We start from the raw sequence: 16,069 nt of genomic DNA, 5'->3' as shown, positions 1-16,069 counted from the left end.
TCACGTTTTTTGATTATTCGAAAGTTCTAATTTTGTTATTGTGTAACTGCAAATAAGTAGCAACTATTATATTTAAATTAAAAACTAAAAACTAAATTAAATTTTTAAAAAATGGCAACCGCACCAAAACCAACAACTGCGAAGAAAGAAAGCACTGGTTCAAACATTTTTGCAAGTCTGACAATCATTATTTGTATTATCATCGGAATCTGTCTGTGGAAGTTCGTCATGGGTAACCCCGTAAACTTTGAAGGCGGCGATCCTGAAAACGGTCACCCGCTTGCAGGTAACTACTTTGGAATGGTATACAAGGGAGGAATTATCGTACCAATGCTGATGGGAATGTTCCTGATGGTAATTGTATTCTCTATCGAGCGGTTTTTTGTAATTTCAAAGGCTGCAGGAAAAGGTAATGTTGAAACCTTTGTAAAGAAAGTTCAGACATTGCTGTCTGCTGGAAACATCGAAGCTGCGATGGCTGAGTGTGACAAGCAAAAAGGCTCTGTAGCAAACGTAATCAAATCAGGTCTTAAAAAATACAGAGAAGTTGAAGCTGATGGAACGTTAGACAACGACCAGGCTGCATTAGCCATCCAGAAAGATATCGAAGAAGCAACAGCTCTTGAAATGCCAATGTTGGAACAGAACCTGACTATCATTGCAACTCTTGTTTCTACTGGTACACTGGTAGGTCTGTTAGGAACGGTAACAGGGATGATCAAGTCGTTCAGTGCGTTGGCAACTGCAGGTGCTCCTGACCAGGCACAGCTTGCAAACGGTATCTCTGAAGCACTTATCAACACAGCAACTGGTATCGCGACTTCAACTGTAGCGATCATTATGTACAACATCTTTACTTCTAAAATTGACAAGTTAACTTATTCAATTGATGAAGCAGGGTTCTCAATTGTACAGACCTACGCAAGTACTCACAAATAAGATTTAAAAAAGTTCCCGGACTTTATGGAATGTCCGGGCTTTTTTCATCACTATTAAAAATGATTAAGGAATCATTATAAAATTGAAAGATGCCTAAAGTAAAAGTACCAAGAAAGAGTACTGCTATTGACATGACGGCAATGTGTGACGTGGCTTCTTTGTTGTTAACGTTCTTCATCTTAACAGCAACAGCGCGTCAGCCAGAACCTCTGACAGTGGATACTCCGACTTCGACTGTAAAGATTAAAGTGCCTGAGACCAATATCGGTACGATCACCGTGGGTCAGGGCAAAGTGTTCTTTGGCGTGAAAGGTCAGAATGTTCGTATCAACATGCTGGAGAAAATGGGTGAGCGCTACAAAGTCCAGTTTACTGATGAGGAAAAGAAGCGCTTTTCATTGATGGAAAGTTTCGGTGTTGATATCAGACAGCTAAAACAGGTTATTGCCCTGTCAGGTACAGACCGCAACAAGCCCGGAGTACAGCAGGGGATTCCTGTAGACTCTGTAGGTCAAAGTCCTTCCCAGCTGCACGAGTGGTTATACAACGCCCGCCTGGCCACCAAGGAACTCAACGATGAGTCGATGCGTGTGTCTATAAAAGGGGACGCCAAGGAGCAGTATCCGACAGTAAAGAAGATTATCGATATTTTACAAAAACAAAAAGTCAACAAGTTTAGTCTTATTACTTCTCTGGAAGGGATGGACTAGTAGTTGATGTAAAAAGTAGAAAGAAATGGCAGAATTAGATACCTCCAGTGGGGGTGGTAAACATAAAGGCGGGAAGGTTAGAAGCAAGAAACAATCGACACGTGTGGATATGACTCCGATGGTTGACTTGATGTTTCTTCTGATCACGTTCTTCATGCTAACTACCACCCTTGCAAAGCCGCAGGCTATGGACCTTGCAATGCCGGACAAGAATGATCAGGATCCGAATCAGAAGCTGGACGTAGCGGATACGCGTACAATGACCATCTTATTGGGAAATAAGAACAGAATTGAGTGGTTTATTGGTTTGCCCGACGATCCAAAAACTCCTCCGACTGTTGAAAATTACGGTAAAGATGGGATTCGTAAGGCAATCTTAACTAAGGCAAAAGACATAAAGGGAGCTACAGGCAAGGACATGATTGTATTGATAAAGCCTAGCGATAAGTCGAACTACAGGAATCTTGTAGATATGCTCGATGAAATTAAGATCACTAACGTGAAGCAGTACGCTATAGTTGATATCACCGAGCCTGAAATTGGCTTATTAAAACGCGACGGCATATATTAATACCCTAATCAGAAATTAATAAGCAATGGCAAAATTAGATATTTATAACCTTCAGTGGATCGATGTGGTTTTCACTGGCAGAAATCAGGCTTACGGTGCCTACCAGCTACGTAAGAATAATGCCAGGACCACAAACAGGGCACTGGTTATTGGGAGTATCCTTTTTATTCTTGCAATAAGTTCACCTCTTATTATTAAGTATATCAAAGGATTGACACCAGATGACGGATCAGAAGACAGAGTAATTCAGACGGAAGTAGTGTTAACTCCGCCGCCTCCGGTTGATGAGCAGGCTCCGCCGCCACCACCGGCTGCTGAACCTCCCCGTCCTAGAGTGGACCAGGTACGTTTCCCGCCTCCGGTGGTAGTACCAGCTGACAAGGTTCGTGATGAAGAGCCTCCAACGGTGGAAGAGCTTAAGGTTGCTGACCCTGGTCAGAAAACCATCGCCGGAGATCCTAATGCTGAAATCAGAATCGACGAGCCTGTAGGTACAGCTCCTCCGACTAAACAGGCTGTAGTGGAAGATAACACAGTCCACGACTTTGCGAGCATCGAGCAGATGCCTGAGTTTCCAGGAGGTATGGATAAGTTCTACAACTATGTTGGTAAGAATTATGTTTATCCTGCTGCAGCTCGCGAGCAAGGAGTTTCTGGTCGTCTGATTTTAAGCTTTATTGTCGAGAAAGATGGTAGCTTAACTGACATTAAGGTTTTGAGAGATTTGGGGATGGGAACTGGCGACGAAGCTATACGGATGCTTAAGAGAGCTCCTAAGTGGAAGGCTGGTATCCAGAACGGACGACCGGTACGTGTTCAGTATACTTTACCTATCATGTTGAACCTGGAGGGACAATAGTTAGTTAAATGATCGAAAGAGAAAACAGACAAAAATCGCCCGCAAAGCGATTTTTGTTCATTTTTGGGCTTTTCATGTTTGTTTTTTATTTGGTAGTGGGCCTGGCCATTATATTTTGGAATGGCATTCCCCTGCACCTTGAGAAGTCATATCGCGTCGTCTTTGGGGTATTTTTGATTGCGTATTCTTTTTTGAGACTGGTCAGACTTCTGCAGACCAGAAGGGATTGATGTTATGAAACGTACAGCTCTGTTTTTGCCTCTTTTGGCGTTTTTTTTTGTATCGTGTAGTACAAATCCAAAGCAGGAAACAAAGACGTCGGGGACCACAACGATCCTGGCTGACGAAAGTTTCGCTCCCATAGTGGACGACCAATTGTTTGTTTTCGAGAGCACCTATCCGAGGGCTGACATCAGGCTGGTTTATAAAGCCGAGAACATGCTCGTCAATGCGCTGGTTGCTGACAGCGCAAAGGTGGCGATTATGTCGAGATTGCTAAGTCCGCAGGAGGCGGCTGTATTTGAGAAAAAGAACATAAAAGTGCGCAAAACGCGTTTTGCAATTGATGCAGTGGCGCTGATCGCCAGCAAGTCATCTGCGGACTCCACAATTTCGGTGCAGGAGATCATTGATATCATGCAGGGTAAGGAGGCCAGTAGGCGACTGGTGTTCGATAATCCTAACTCGAGTACAGTCAGGTATTTAAAAGATTTAGCAAAAATTAGTAAATTGCCTTCAAAAGGTGTGTACGCTCTTAAAACAAATTCAGAAGTAATTAAGTTTGTACACAATAATTCTGGGGTAATCGGTGTTATAGGTATTAATTGGTACAAGCAGCCCGGCAAGGAGCTTGAACCGCTAATAGAAGGCTTGCGGGTGCTGGGTGTGAAGAATCTGCCCGGTAAGCCGGGATCTGATAAGTTTTACAAGCCGAGTCAGGACAATCTGGCTATGGAGCTTTACCCGCTTAGCAGAGACCTCTATATTATAGATTGCCAGGGTGGTGCTGGTTTGGGTTCGGGTTTTGCCTCTTTCCTCGCAGGCGAAACCGGACAGAGAATAGTCTTAAAGTCGGGCTTGCTGCCAGACAGCATACCGCCGAGGGAAGTATTTATCAAATAATTAAAACAAAGAATATAGTAAACTATGAAAGTGATAAGAAGAGCAGTACAAGCAGGCCTGGTGGTGATGGTTGCTGTGTCGGCGGCTTTTGCACAAAGTTTAGGCGATGCGCGAAAGGCGATGGACGCAGAGCAGTATCAGCAGGCGAAGACGATCCTTAAGAAGCTTATAGCCTCTCAACCTGCCGCCGGAGAGAATTATTTTTTCCTCGGTAACGTTTATTTGAAGACTGACTATCGCGATTCTGCGAAGGCGACCTACTCAAAGGGTGTAAGTGCAAGTGCTGAGTATCCTCTTAATTATGTTGGTCTTGGAACGCTGGATCTTCTTGCAAAGAATCAAGCTTCTGCCAAGTCGAATTTTGACAAGGCGATCTCTCTGACTAAGAAGAAGGATAATAGTGCATATCTATATATTGGTAAAGCCTATACGCTTGCAAAGGACTATACCACTGCGCTTGCAAATCTTGAGAAGGCCAAAGCTATTAATGAGAAAGATGCAGAAGTGTATCTGTTTATGGGCGACGCTTATATCGGCGACAAAAAGAATAGTGAAGCATATAGCGCTTACCGCACGGCGTTCGATATGGACAAGAACCTGCTGAGGGCTAAGATCGAACTGGGAAAGAGTGTAAGGCGGTCAAAGGCCTTCAAAGAGTCTGCTGATGAGTTTAACGCTATTCTCGCTAGCAATGCGAACTATGCGCCAGCTTATCGTGAACTGGCAGAAACCTATTACGAATGGGCTAAGGACCAGCCGAATGAGTATAACGCGCGCATTAAGCAGGCCCTCGAATACTATGGGAAGTACATGGACAACACTGACCGGTCTTTAGATTCAAGGATGCGGTATGCAGACTTTCTTGTGTTAGCCGGCGAGTACAAGGCGCTGGAGCAAGAGGCTCAACAAATGGCTCAGTCGGGCCAAAGCAATCCACGTATATACCGTTACCTGGGCTACGCAGCGTTTGAGAACGGACACTTTGCTGAAAGTGTGAAGGCCTTAAAAGACTTCATCTCAAAGGTTGAACCTGAAAGGGTAATTGCACAGGACTACTTCTACCTGGGCCGCGCTGAACTAAAGTCTGAAGATACGAGTGGCGTATCTACCCTGGCTAAGGCTGTGTCAATTGACTCAGCATATGCGGAGCCGTTAAGTGAACTTGCGAAAGAGCAGTTCACAGCGAAGAAGTACGACCTCGCGGCTAAGCTTTATGAGCTTGCTGTATCAAACGAGTCGTCTAAGACTGTTATTTACGACAACTTTTACCTCGGTATGGCGTATTATTTCGATTACGCGGGTAAAGACGCTGCTACTCAGAAGAGCCGTAAGGACATTCTTGTCAAGGCTGACTCCGCGTTTAGCTACGTGGTGCAGAAGTCACCTACTACGCCTGACTCTTATTTGTATCGCGCGCGGGTAAACAGGTTGTTGGATGATGATCAGAATTCGAAGGGACTGATGGTTCCTTTCTATGAAAAGTACGTAGAAGTTTTATCTGCTAAGCCTGAGACGATGGCCGATCCGCGGTACAAAAAGAACCTGGCTGAGGCATACAATAATATCGGTGCTTACTACATGAGAACTAATCACGGCAAGGCCAAAGAGTATTTCAGTAAGACTATTGCACTGGATCCAGGCAATACGTACGCCGCTGAAGCTTTAAAGTCGCTTAGTAACTAAAATATGATATTATAAATATATATGAGAGCCCGTTTTTACGGGCTCTTTTTGTATCTTTGCCCCGAATTACAAAGCTTAAATTATGGGATCTTCCAGCACACCTGTGGACTATCTGCCAATCATCATCCAGATGCTTGTTGCCCTGGGCTTCGTTTTGCTGACGATGACTATTACTCATCTCATCGGGCCTAAGAGGAAGACAAAGGACAAGTTGAGTCCTTTTGAAGCAGGTATTGAAGTGATCGGCAACGCTCGGGCTCCTTTTTCTATCAAGTATTTTTTGGTAGCAATTTTGTTTGTCTTGTTTGATGTAGAAGTCATTTTCATGTATCCATGGGCTGTGAACTTTAAAGAGATGGGACTTGAAGGGATGATTGAGATGTTCATTTTCATGGGCACGTTGCTGTTAGGCTTTATTTATATTGTCAAGAAAAAAGCGTTGGACTGGGAATAGTTAGAATTGTTCTAAATAAATGGGAGCTAATATAAGGCTTCCTTATTTTAGTAAATTTGAAGTCCATCTCATAATTTGAAGTGGACTTTTTTATTAAAAAGGAGACAAAATGAGTGATATTAAATTAGCAGAAGCACCTGCAGGGATTGAGGGGTCTGGTTTTTTTGCAACTTCTTTTGATAAAGTAGTGGGACTGGCAAGGGCGAATTCGCTATGGCCATTGCCATTTGCTACGTCTTGCTGTGGAATTGAGTTTATGGCTACGATGGGTGCACACTACGATCTGGCTCGTTTCGGGTCTGAGCGCCCTTCTTTTTCACCGAGGCAGGCAGACATGTTGCTTGTTATGGGAACGATTGCGAAGAAGATGGCGCCAGTTTTAAGGCAGGTTTACATCCAGATGGCGGAGCCTCGCTGGGTGATAGCAGTTGGTGCCTGCGCGACCAGCGGCGGTATTTTTGATACTTATTCAGTTCTCCAGGGGATTGATGAAATCATACCGGTCGACGTGTACGTGCCGGGTTGCCCTCCGCGTCCAGAAGCGATATTGAGCGGAGTGCTGCGGCTGCAGGACCTGGTTAGAAATGAACCTATGCGCAGGAGAAACCTGCCCGAGTATAAGGAGTTATTAAATAAATACGGAATCCAGTAAATGGGGAACATAAGCAACCAGACTGTTCTTGAGAAACTGAGCGAAATGTTTGGACCTAAAATTTCGCACTCGTCAGAGCCTCATGGCCTTCTTACCTTCGAAACAGATCCGGAATCGATTCTGGACGTCCTGACTTACCTGAAGGATGATGGGGTATTGAACTTCAATTTTCTTACCGACATCACCGGCATCCACTACCCTGAAAAAGAGTTTCCTATTGGAGTTATTTATCATCTCCATAGTTTTAGGAATAATGTAAGGGTGCGGATAAAAGTTTTCCTGAGCGATTCTGACCCTTCTATACCCTCGGCAACTGGTCTGTGGGAAGGAGCGAACTGGATGGAAAGGGAGACGTATGATTACTTTGGTGTACAGTTTGAAGGTCACCCTGACTTGCGACGTATTTTAAATGTGGATGACATGACGGTTTTTCCTATGCGGAAGGAGTTTCCGCTTGAGGATCCTAATCGTGTGGATAAAAAGGACTTTTTCTTCGGGAGGTAAAAATGAGTCAACCGGCAATTATTAATAACCAGGATCGTAAAGAAACGACGACGTTGAACCTCGGGCCGACACACCCTGCTACCCACGGTGTGTTTCAGAATGTGCTGGAGATGGATGGGGAGCGTATCGTAAGTGGCGTTTCTACCATCGGATATATACACCGGGCCTTTGAAAAGATAGCCGAGCATCGGCCGTTTTATCAGATCACCCCCTGACAGATCGCATGAACTACTGCTCATCGCCAATCAATAACATGGGCTGGCATATGACTGTGGAGAAGATGCTTGGCATTCAGACTCCCAAGCGGGTGGATTATATGCGTGTAATTATCATGGAGCTGGCGCGCATCTCCGACCATCTGATTTGTAACGGTATCCTGGGCGTAGATACAGGTGCCTACTCCGGATTCCTTTACCTGATGGAGAAGCGGGAGCACATTTACGAGATTTACGAGGAGATATGCGGAGCCCGGCTTACTACGAATATTGGCCGCATTGGCGGTTTTGAGCGTGACTTCAACGATATCGCCTGGGCAAAGATTAAGAAGTTTGTGAAAGAATATCCTCCGGTTCTGAAGGAGTTTGAAGAGCTCTTTACCAGGAACAGGATATTCATTGACAGGACCGCGGGCGTAGGTGCCGTAGACGCCGAGACTGCTCTTAGCTATAGCTGGACTGGTCCCATACTTCGGGCCACCGGAGTGGACTATGATGTTCGTGTGAACGAGCCTTACAGCTCCTATGAAGACTTTGATTTCGACATCCCTGTTGGGACTACCGGCGATGTATACGATCGTTATATGGTTCGGAACGAAGAGATGTATCAAAGTATCCGGATCATTGAGCAGGCACTTGAGAAGCTTGAGAAGGAGCCGAAGGGTGTTTTCCATGCCGATGTTCCTGAAATCTATCTTCCTCCTAAAGAGGAAGTTTATAATAACATGGAAGCTCTGATCTATCACTTTAAAATTGTGATGGGTGAAATTGATAGTCCGAAGACGGAGGTCTATCACTGCGTGGAAGGTGCGAACGGAGAACTGGGTTTCTATTTAGTTAACGATGGGGGTAGGACGCCTTATCGTCTGCACTTCCGCCGTCCGAGTTTTATTAATTACCAGATGTACGCGCCGATGAGCCGTGGAATGCTGCTCTCTGACGCGATCATTAATATGAGTAGTTTAAATGTAATTGCAGGAGAATTAGATGCTTAAAATTTCTAACACAGAAGAAGTTGTTTTCACTCCTGAGCTTATTACTAAGTTCAACGAGATCGTCGCCCGGTATCCTGAAGGGAAGCAGAAGTCTGCACTTCTTCCCATCCTTCATCTTGTCCAGGCTGAATATGGCTGGGTGAGTACACCTGCGATGGATAAGGTTGCCGAGTATCTCGAATTAAAACCGATTGAGGTTTATGAGGTGGCGACATTTTACACCATGTTTTTTCTGAAGCCTCAGGGCAAGTACGTTTTAGAGGTGTGCCGCACTGGCCCCTGCTGTCTGGTTGGTGCTGAGAAGATTATGGACCATATTGCCAGAAAACTGAATGTAAAAGAAGGGGAGGTAACTCCCGACGGTCTGTTCAGTTGGAGGGGCGTGGAGTGCCTGGCAGCCTGTGGTATGGGGCCGGTCCTTCAGATTGGTCCGGACTATACCTTCTACGAGAACCTGACTGAGGCAAAAGTAGATGAGTTGATAGATAGTTTAAGATTAAGAACAGCTGAAAATGCTCAAATGAAATAAAAAATGGGACGAAAGTTATTATTGGAAAATATAAACGTTCCTGGCATTAACACCTTCGACGTATACCGGCAGAGAGGCGGCTATCGTGCTGTTGAGAAAGTGCTGAGAGGCATGTCGCCGGAAGATGTTGTGGAAGAGGTTAAGAAATCGGGTTTGCGCGGACGCGGAGGGGCAGGCTTCCCCACCGGGATGAAGTGGAGCTTTCTCGCTAAGCCTGAAGGTAAGCCGAGATATCTTGTTTGCAACGGAGACGAATCAGAACCAGGCACATTTAAGGACCGCTTTCTGATGACCCATATTCCTCATTTGCTGATTGAGGGAATGATTGTTTCCAGCTTTGCACTTGGAGCGAATACATCATATATCTACGTGCGGGGTGAGATGATGCCGCAGATCCGTATCCTGGAAAAAGCCATTGCAGAAGCACGGAACGCCGGCTTTTTGGGCAAGAATATTCTTGGATCGGGCTACGACCTCGAACTTTACGTTCAGCCTGGAGGTGGAGCATACATTTGCGGGGAAGAGACTGCATTGATCGAATCTCTTGAGGGCAAGCGGGGCAACCCGAGAATCAAGCCCCCTTTTCCAGCAATCTCGGGTCTTTATAATTGCCCGACTGTAGTCAATAACGTGGAGTCGATCGCGGCAACTGTTCCCATTATAAACGAGGGAGCCGAGGAATATGCTAAATTGGGAATTGGCCGGAGTACAGGAACGAAGCTGATCTCCGCGTCCGGTAACTTAAACAAGCCGGGAGTGTACGAGATAGAACTGGGTATTCCGGTAGAAGAGTTTATTTATTCTGACGAGTACTGCGGAGGAATAGCAAACGGGAAAAGGATGAAGGCGGTAGTTGCGGGGGGATCTTCCGTGCCTATCCTTCCTGCCAACCTGATTCTGAAAACGGTCAATGGAGAAAGCCGGCTCATGAGCTACGAGTCTCTTGCGGACGGCGGGTTCGCTTCCGGAACTATGCTTGGCTCGGGTGGATTCGTGGTGTTTGATGAGGATCAGTGTATCGTCAGAAATACATGGAACTATTCTCGTTTTTATCATCATGAGAGTTGCGGACAATGTTCGCCTTGTCGGGAGGGTACCGGCTGGATGGAGAAAGTGCTTCACAGGCTTGAGTACGGACACGGTAAGCTAAGCGATATTGACCTGCTCGTTGATGTGTCAAAGAAGATTGAGGGGAATACGATTTGTCCTCTTGGAGATGCAGCGGCCTGGCCGGTTGCGAGCGCGATCCGTCACTTCCGCGACGAGTTTGAGTGGCACGTGACACATCCGGAGGAGGCGACAGTCAGGAATTTCGGGCTGGCACATTATGCAGATCCATTGCCAAAACCTGAAGTAGTTGCAGCAAATTAATTTAATTGGAAGGAACCTTTAACATGTCAGACAAAGTTAAAGTAACAATAGACGGGATAAGTATAGAAGTGGAGCCCGGCACAAGCATTTTAAATGCTGCCCGGCAGATTGGGGGCGATATTGTTCCTCCTGCTATGTGTTATTATTCTAAGCTGCAGGGCAGCGGCGGCAAATGTCGCACATGCCTTGTAAAAGTTAGTAAGGGATCGGAGAAGGATCCGAGACCTATGCCAAAGCTGGTTGCCTCATGTCGTACCACAGTGATGGACGGTATGGAAGTTCAGAATATCACCTCTCCGGAGGTAATCGAAGCGCGAAAAGGCGTTGTTGAAATCCTGCTGATCAATCACCCTTTGGATTGTCCGATCTGCGATCAGGCGGGAGAGTGTCATTTGCAAGACCTGGCTTATGAGCATGGAACAGAGGCTACACGATATGAGTTCGAACGAAGAACATTCGATCGAATAGATATTGGAGATAAGATACAGCTTCACATGACGCGATGCATACTTTGCTATCGTTGTGTTTATACTGCTGATCAGATCACTGATAACCGGGTTCATGGTGTTCTGGGCCGCGGTGATGCTGCGGAAATATCAACCTATATTGAAAAGGCAATTGAGAACGACTTTTCCGGAAACGTAATAGATGTATGTCCGGTGGGGGCGTTGACAGACAAAACTTTCAGGTTCAAAAACAGGGTTTGGTTTACAAAACCTGTCGATGCACACCGTGATTGTCCGAAGTGTTCTGGCAAAGTAACGTTGTGGTACAAGGGAGAGGATGTGATCAGAACGACAGCAAGGAAGGATGAGTTCGGAGAAGTGGAAGAGTTTATCTGTAATGACTGCCGCTTTGAAAAGAAAAAGACGAGCGACTGGGTAATTGAAGGACCGCGCCGTATTTCGCCTCATTCTGTTATTTCTGCTAATCATTACGCGCAGCTTGCGCCTCCTGCCGTAGTAAGGCCAAACCCCGCGCTTTTGGAATCAAATAAAGAACAATTTGAACGTATAACAAGACTTTAATGGAATTAGCATTTGTTATAGAGAAGTTTATACTGGTAGTTGTTATATTTCTTATTACCCTGGGTATTGCTGCCTATTCGACGCTTGCCGAAAGGAAAATTGCCGGCTTTATTCAAGGGCGTGTTGGTCCTCATCGTGCAGGACCCGGCGGCATGTTTCAGCCTCTTGCCGATGGAGGCAAGATGTTTTTTAAAGAAGAGATTATCCCCAGCGAGTCAAATCCTTTTCTCTTTATTGCCGGTCCCTCACTCGCCCTTTTGACTGCTAGTATTGGAAGTGCCGTTATTCCCTGGGGAAGGGATCTGGTTATTGGGGGGAGAACGGTTGAACTTCAGGTGGCCGACATTAATGTGGGATTACTTTATATCTTCGGAGTAGTATCTCTTGGTGTGTACGGGATCATGATAGGCGGATGGGCATCCAATAATAAGTATTCGTTGATGGGCGCTATTCGTGCCGCCTCTCAGAACATCAGCTATGAAATTGCAATGGGCCTTTCTATTATAGCTCTTTTGATGGTTTCGGGAACGTTGTCGTTAAGAGGTATTGCGGCGCAGCAGGAAGGTTTCTGGGCAAATGGATGGTTCACGTGGAACGTTTTTAAACAACCTCTTGGTTTTCTGATCTTTATTGTGTGCGCTTTTGCTGAATGTAACCGCACACCTTTTGACCTTCCGGAGAGCGAAAACGAACTTGTAGCGGGGTATCACACGGAATATTCAGGTTTTAAACTTGGAGCTTTTCTATTTGCCGAGTATATCAATATGTTCGTGTCATCGGCGGTGATGTCGACCTTGTATTTTGGTGGTTATAATTTCCCCTTCATGAACGATCTGGGACTATCACCTAATCTTATTTCGATCCTTGGGGTGATGTTCCTTTTCGCGAAGATATTTTTCTTTATTTTCTTCTTTATGTGGGTACGGTGGACTATCCCCCGTTTCCGGTATGATCAATTGATGAATTTGGGTTGGAAGATCCTGATTCCGCTGTCTATTGCGAATATTGTGATAACAGGAGTCTGGATGACGGTTAAGGATTTAATTTAATAAAGCATTGCAAGCTTTATAGTTGACTATTTTATGGAATCATTAAGTAACAGAAAGAAAGTATTAGAGCAAAAGCCAATGACCTTTGGAGAGAGGATTTACCTGCCCTCGATCCTGAAGGGACTCGCCATTACTTTTAAGCATATTTTTAAGAAAAAGGAAACTATCTTTTATCCCGAACAGGAACGTCCGGTTTCAGAGAACTGGCGGGGACTACACTCTTTAAAACGGGATGAGCAGGGACGTGAACGCTGCACAGCTTGCGGCCTTTGCGCTTTGGCATGTCCTGCCGAGGCAATCACAATGACGGCAGCGGAAAGGAAAAAAGGGGAGGAGCACCTTTACAGAGAGGAGAAGTATGCAGCAGTCTATGAGATTAACATGCTTCGGTGTATTTTCTGCGGACTTTGCGAAGAAGCCTGTCCGAAAGAGGCGATCTATCTGGATGGTCCTATCGTGGAGGCTGATTACCTTAGGAAGGACTTCATCTTTGGTAAAGATAAACTGGTGGAAGCACCGCTCAAATCGTAAAAAATTATACCTTTGACCACTCCGTTGGTAAGAGGTAAAGTAAAATCGTAGAATTAATGAACTTATTCTATTTCATTGCTTTTTTATCAGTCTTCTTTTCACTACTGGTAATATTCTCCAAGAATCCGGTGCACAGTGTTTTGTATCTCATTATCACGTTTTTCACTTTTACAATACACTACATCTTATTGAATGCCCAGTTCCTCGCAATCGTGAACTTCATCGTTTACATGGGAGCCATCATGGTCTTGTTCTTGTTTGTATTGATGCTTCTCAACCTGAACAAGGACTCTGAACCACTGAAATCGAACCTTGTCAAAGTGGCGGGAGTAGTGGCAGGAATGTGTCTTTTAGTTACAATTGCCGGATCGGTAAAGGCGCTTCAGCCGTCTGATCCTGTAGTATTGATCAAGCCAGATATAGGACTGGTGCAGAACCTTGGAAAGGTGCTATTCAAAGATTTTCTTCTACCATTTGAAGTTTCGTCAATCCTGTTACTGGCGGCGATGGTCGGAGCGGTTTTACTTGCTAAAAAAGAGCCAAAAAAAGCATAATGGAAACAGTTACTCACGCAATTCAAGGGGTTCCTTTAAATCACTATATTTTACTGAGTGCAGTTATATTCTCGATAGGGGTGATGGGTGTTCTGATCAGAAGAAATGCCATCGTGATCTTCATGTCTGTGGAGCTGATGCTGAACGCGGTAAATTTACTGCTGACCGCTTTCTCTGCATACCGGGGAGATGCTGCCGGACAGGTTTTCGTCTTTTTTATTATGGCACTGGCAGCGGCTGAAGTAGCCGTAGGCCTGGCAATTATCGTAATGATCTACCGGAACACAAACTCAACTGATGTGAATGTACTGAACAGGTTAAAGTGGTAGTGAGGGAACCGGAATTATAGTTAAGTAATAGAATATACATTTATACGAACATATTCATGTGGAATAATTTAGTCTGGCTTGTTCCTTTATTTCCGTTGATCGGCTTTTTAATAAACGGCTTTGGAAGGAATGTTTTACCCAAGGGGCTTGTGGGATTGACGGCTTGTGTGGCTGTTCTCTTATCGTTTGGTGTCAGTACTGGCATTTTTCTAGAGCTTAATCACTCCGGTGCTGTTTCTGCTCATCGAACTCTGTTTAACTGGATTGAAACCGGCAGCCTCTCTGTCACGTTTGCATTTCAAATTGACCACCTCAGTGCCTTAATGTTATTGATCGTCACAGGCGTTGGATTTCTCATTCATATTTACTCAATCGGCTATATGCATGAAGATAAGGGCTATGCAAAGTTCTTTTCCTATTTGAACCTGTTTGTGTTCTTCATGTTGTTGTTAGTACTTGGATCCAATTTTGTGGTGATGTTTATAGGTTGGGAAGGAGTGGGACTCTGTTCTTACTTGTTAATCGGTTTCTGGTTCAAGAACCCGTCCTATGCTGGTGCGGCAAAGAAGGCATTTGTGATGAACAGGATAGGAGATCTGGGTTTCCTGATTGCGATCTTTCTTATATTCCGGGTGTTTGGCAGCCTTGAATTCACCGAAGTGTTTACCAGGGCGGAGACAATGAAATCAGGTGCGCCTATACTTGTGGCCATCACACTCCTCCTATTTGTAGGTGCAACGGGAAAGTCTGCACAAATCCCTCTGTTTACCTGGTTGCCCGATGCAATGGCCGGCCCTACCCCTGTATCGGCGCTGATCCACGCCGCTACTATGGTGACAGCGGGAATTTACATGATCGCCCGTTCTAATATTCTGTTTACTCTCGCTCCGCTCACACTCAATGTGGTAGCTGTTATTGGGCTGGCAACTGCTATTCTCGCAGCAACCATCGCGATTTCGCAGACGGATATCAAAAAGGTGCTTGCGTATTCCACTGTTTCTCAGCTTGGGTATATGTTCCTCGGATTAGGCGTTGGAGCCTATACCGGTGCCTTTTTCCATGTGATCACTCATGCGTTCTTTAAAGCCCTGCTTTTCTTAGGGGCAGGGTCTGTGATCCATGCTATGAGTAATGAGCAGGATATGCGGATGATGGGAGGTTTAAGAAGAAAGCTGCCTGTGACGTTTTTGACGATGTTAACAGGAACCATAGCGATCTCCGGTATTCCACCTTTTTCGGGATTTTTCTCTAAGGATGAGATTCTTGCCCATGCTTTTGAGCATAATAAAGTATTCTGGGTTATAGGTGTGGTTGGTGCTGTTTTCACTGCCTTTTATATGTTCAGAATGATGTTTCTGACCTTTAACGGGCAATTCAGGGGCACGCACGAACAGGAACATCATTTGCACGAGTCACCTGTTTCTATGACAGGCCCATTGATTGTCCTCGCTGTCTTGTCAGCTGCAGGAGGTTTTATAGGGGTCCCGGAGGTCCTTGGAGGGCACCACTGGCTGGCAGAGTACCTTTCGCCTGTTTTTTCTAAATCAGCAGGTCTGGTCGCTAGCCATCCTCTTGATCATTCCACGGAATACATGCTAATGGGGGTATCGGTTATCGGTGCTTTCCTGGCAGCCCTGGTTGCTTATATCCGGTATGTGAAGAACGGACACGTGCCAGTGCCTGATCATTCAGACAGAGGGTTCCTGGCTCGCCTGTCCTATAACAAGTATTACATAGATGAGCTCTATGACCTTCTGGTAACCCGACCCTTGAATGCGATCTCCGGATTCTTTTACAGGATAGTAGACAAGGCTTTTATTGACGGCATTGTCAACGGACTAGGTAAGTGTACAACCTGGGCTGGGAGAGGCCTCCGTCTCGTCCAGACTGGAAACATCGGCTTTTACATATTCATGATGGTGGCAGGTATTGTCGCCTTATTGGTATATGGATTTTACAAAATATAACAGAGAA

17 protein-coding genes and 1 pseudogene are annotated in these 16,069 nt (G+C 45.3%); all 18 read left to right on the top strand.

Annotated elements, in window-relative coordinates; genetic code table 11:
• Nucleotides 1–111: 111 nt before the first annotated feature.
• Nucleotides 112–939: a MotA/TolQ/ExbB proton channel family protein gene (locus tag ACES2C_RS04910; protein ID WP_374165885.1), complete on the top strand. Its 828-nt coding sequence runs from the start codon at nucleotides 112–114 to the stop codon at nucleotides 937–939.
• Between the two features lie 89 nt (nucleotides 940–1,028).
• Nucleotides 1,029–1,649, top strand: coding sequence for a biopolymer transporter ExbD (locus ACES2C_RS04905; RefSeq protein ID WP_374165884.1), 621 nt, complete (start codon nucleotides 1,029–1,031; stop codon nucleotides 1,647–1,649).
• A gap of 25 nt (nucleotides 1,650–1,674) precedes the next feature.
• A complete protein-coding gene (locus ACES2C_RS04900) occupies nucleotides 1,675–2,220 on the top strand; it encodes an ExbD/TolR family protein (RefSeq protein ID WP_374165883.1) in 546 nt (181 codons plus the stop codon).
• A gap of 25 nt (nucleotides 2,221–2,245) precedes the next feature.
• Nucleotides 2,246–3,079 (top strand): energy transducer TonB, encoded by an 834-nt coding sequence (locus ACES2C_RS04895; protein WP_374165882.1) that lies wholly within the window; start codon nucleotides 2,246–2,248, stop codon nucleotides 3,077–3,079.
• Nucleotides 3,080–3,313: 234 nt separating this feature from the next.
• Nucleotides 3,314–4,201 (top strand): PstS family phosphate ABC transporter substrate-binding protein, encoded by an 888-nt coding sequence (locus ACES2C_RS04890; RefSeq protein ID WP_374165881.1) that lies wholly within the window; start codon nucleotides 3,314–3,316, stop codon nucleotides 4,199–4,201.
• A 24-nt stretch (nucleotides 4,202–4,225) separates the two neighbouring features.
• The gene (locus ACES2C_RS04885) at nucleotides 4,226–5,884 is read left to right on the top strand and encodes a hypothetical protein (protein ID WP_374165880.1); all 1,659 of its coding nucleotides are present in this window, start codon (nucleotides 4,226–4,228) and stop codon (nucleotides 5,882–5,884) included.
• 82 nt (nucleotides 5,885–5,966) lie between these two features.
• Nucleotides 5,967–6,338 carry an NADH-quinone oxidoreductase subunit A gene (locus tag ACES2C_RS04880; protein ID WP_374165879.1) on the top strand — a complete coding sequence of 124 codons (372 nt, stop codon included), beginning with the start codon at nucleotides 5,967–5,969 and terminating at the stop codon, nucleotides 6,336–6,338.
• Nucleotides 6,339–6,447: 109 nt separating this feature from the next.
• Nucleotides 6,448–6,990, top strand: a complete 543-nt coding sequence (locus ACES2C_RS04875; RefSeq protein ID WP_374165878.1) for an NADH-quinone oxidoreductase subunit B — start codon at nucleotides 6,448–6,450, stop codon at nucleotides 6,988–6,990.
• Nucleotides 6,991–7,494, top strand: coding sequence for an NADH-quinone oxidoreductase subunit C (locus tag ACES2C_RS04870; RefSeq protein WP_374165877.1), 504 nt, complete (start codon nucleotides 6,991–6,993; stop codon nucleotides 7,492–7,494).
• A gap of 2 nt (nucleotides 7,495–7,496) precedes the next feature.
• Nucleotides 7,497–8,704 (top strand): annotated as a pseudogene (locus ACES2C_RS04865) (NADH-quinone oxidoreductase subunit D).
• Complete coding sequence (gene nuoE / locus ACES2C_RS04860; protein WP_374165876.1) at nucleotides 8,697–9,233, top strand: NADH-quinone oxidoreductase subunit NuoE; 537 nt, start codon at nucleotides 8,697–8,699, stop codon at nucleotides 9,231–9,233. The pseudogene ACES2C_RS04865 and the gene nuoE overlap by 8 nt, the downstream one beginning before the upstream one ends.
• 3 nt (nucleotides 9,234–9,236) lie before the next feature.
• Nucleotides 9,237–10,604, top strand: coding sequence for an NADH-quinone oxidoreductase subunit NuoF (nuoF, locus tag ACES2C_RS04855; RefSeq protein ID WP_374165875.1), 1,368 nt, complete (start codon nucleotides 9,237–9,239; stop codon nucleotides 10,602–10,604).
• Nucleotides 10,605–10,627: 23 nt separating this feature from the next.
• Nucleotides 10,628–11,632 carry a 2Fe-2S iron-sulfur cluster-binding protein gene (locus tag ACES2C_RS04850; RefSeq protein WP_374165874.1) on the top strand — a complete coding sequence of 335 codons (1,005 nt, stop codon included), beginning with the start codon at nucleotides 10,628–10,630 and terminating at the stop codon, nucleotides 11,630–11,632.
• On the top strand, nucleotides 11,632–12,681 hold the full coding sequence (gene nuoH, locus ACES2C_RS04845) for an NADH-quinone oxidoreductase subunit NuoH (protein ID WP_374165873.1): 1,050 nt from the start codon (nucleotides 11,632–11,634) through the stop codon (nucleotides 12,679–12,681). The genes ACES2C_RS04850 and nuoH overlap by 1 nt, the downstream gene beginning before the upstream one ends.
• Before the next feature lie 33 nt (nucleotides 12,682–12,714).
• Nucleotides 12,715–13,212 carry an NADH-quinone oxidoreductase subunit I gene (locus ACES2C_RS04840; protein ID WP_374165872.1) on the top strand — a complete coding sequence of 166 codons (498 nt, stop codon included), beginning with the start codon at nucleotides 12,715–12,717 and terminating at the stop codon, nucleotides 13,210–13,212.
• 56 nt (nucleotides 13,213–13,268) lie between these two features.
• Nucleotides 13,269–13,766 carry an NADH-quinone oxidoreductase subunit J gene (locus tag ACES2C_RS04835; protein ID WP_374165871.1) on the top strand — a complete coding sequence of 166 codons (498 nt, stop codon included), beginning with the start codon at nucleotides 13,269–13,271 and terminating at the stop codon, nucleotides 13,764–13,766.
• Nucleotides 13,766–14,095, top strand: coding sequence for an NADH-quinone oxidoreductase subunit NuoK (gene nuoK / locus ACES2C_RS04830; protein WP_374165870.1), 330 nt, complete (start codon nucleotides 13,766–13,768; stop codon nucleotides 14,093–14,095). The genes ACES2C_RS04835 and nuoK overlap by 1 nt, the downstream gene beginning before the upstream one ends.
• Before the next feature lie 56 nt (nucleotides 14,096–14,151).
• Nucleotides 14,152–16,062: an NADH-quinone oxidoreductase subunit L gene (nuoL, locus tag ACES2C_RS04825; RefSeq protein ID WP_374165869.1), complete on the top strand. Its 1,911-nt coding sequence runs from the start codon at nucleotides 14,152–14,154 to the stop codon at nucleotides 16,060–16,062.
• The last annotated feature ends 7 nt before the right edge of the window (nucleotides 16,063–16,069 follow it).

The sequence above is a fragment of the Arcticibacter sp. MXS-1 genome (assembly GCF_041902385.1).
Taxonomy (GTDB): domain Bacteria; phylum Bacteroidota; class Bacteroidia; order Sphingobacteriales; family Sphingobacteriaceae; genus Arcticibacter.
This window is presented reverse-complemented; position numbering and strand designations above follow the sequence as displayed.

Bases quoted from the DNA above. Each gene is read 5' to 3' on its own strand.
- ACES2C_RS04880 (WP_374165879.1), top strand. From the start codon at position 5,967: ATGGGATCTTCCAGCACACCTGTGGACTATCTGCCAATCATCATCCAG.
- nuoF (WP_374165875.1), top strand. From the start codon at position 9,237: ATGGGACGAAAGTTATTATTGGAAAATATAAACGTTCCTGGCATTAAC.
- nuoE (WP_374165876.1), top strand. From the start codon at position 8,697: ATGCTTAAAATTTCTAACACAGAAGAAGTTGTTTTCACTCCTGAGCTT.
- ACES2C_RS04895 (WP_374165882.1), top strand. From the start codon at position 2,246: ATGGCAAAATTAGATATTTATAACCTTCAGTGGATCGATGTGGTTTTC.
- ACES2C_RS04900 (WP_374165883.1), top strand. From the start codon at position 1,675: ATGGCAGAATTAGATACCTCCAGTGGGGGTGGTAAACATAAAGGCGGG.
- ACES2C_RS04890 (WP_374165881.1), top strand. From the start codon at position 3,314: ATGAAACGTACAGCTCTGTTTTTGCCTCTTTTGGCGTTTTTTTTTGTA.
- ACES2C_RS04875 (WP_374165878.1), top strand. From the start codon at position 6,448: ATGAGTGATATTAAATTAGCAGAAGCACCTGCAGGGATTGAGGGGTCT.
- ACES2C_RS04905 (WP_374165884.1), top strand. From the start codon at position 1,029: ATGCCTAAAGTAAAAGTACCAAGAAAGAGTACTGCTATTGACATGACG.
- ACES2C_RS04885 (WP_374165880.1), top strand. From the start codon at position 4,226: ATGAAAGTGATAAGAAGAGCAGTACAAGCAGGCCTGGTGGTGATGGTT.
- ACES2C_RS04910 (WP_374165885.1), top strand. From the start codon at position 112: ATGGCAACCGCACCAAAACCAACAACTGCGAAGAAAGAAAGCACTGGT.
- ACES2C_RS04870 (WP_374165877.1), top strand. From the start codon at position 6,991: ATGGGGAACATAAGCAACCAGACTGTTCTTGAGAAACTGAGCGAAATG.
- ACES2C_RS04850 (WP_374165874.1), top strand. From the start codon at position 10,628: ATGTCAGACAAAGTTAAAGTAACAATAGACGGGATAAGTATAGAAGTG.
- nuoL (WP_374165869.1), top strand. From the start codon at position 14,152: ATGTGGAATAATTTAGTCTGGCTTGTTCCTTTATTTCCGTTGATCGGC.
- nuoK (WP_374165870.1), top strand. From the start codon at position 13,766: ATGGAAACAGTTACTCACGCAATTCAAGGGGTTCCTTTAAATCACTAT.
- ACES2C_RS04840 (WP_374165872.1), top strand. From the start codon at position 12,715: ATGGAATCATTAAGTAACAGAAAGAAAGTATTAGAGCAAAAGCCAATG.
- ACES2C_RS04835 (WP_374165871.1), top strand. From the start codon at position 13,269: ATGAACTTATTCTATTTCATTGCTTTTTTATCAGTCTTCTTTTCACTA.
- nuoH (WP_374165873.1), top strand. From the start codon at position 11,632: ATGGAATTAGCATTTGTTATAGAGAAGTTTATACTGGTAGTTGTTATA.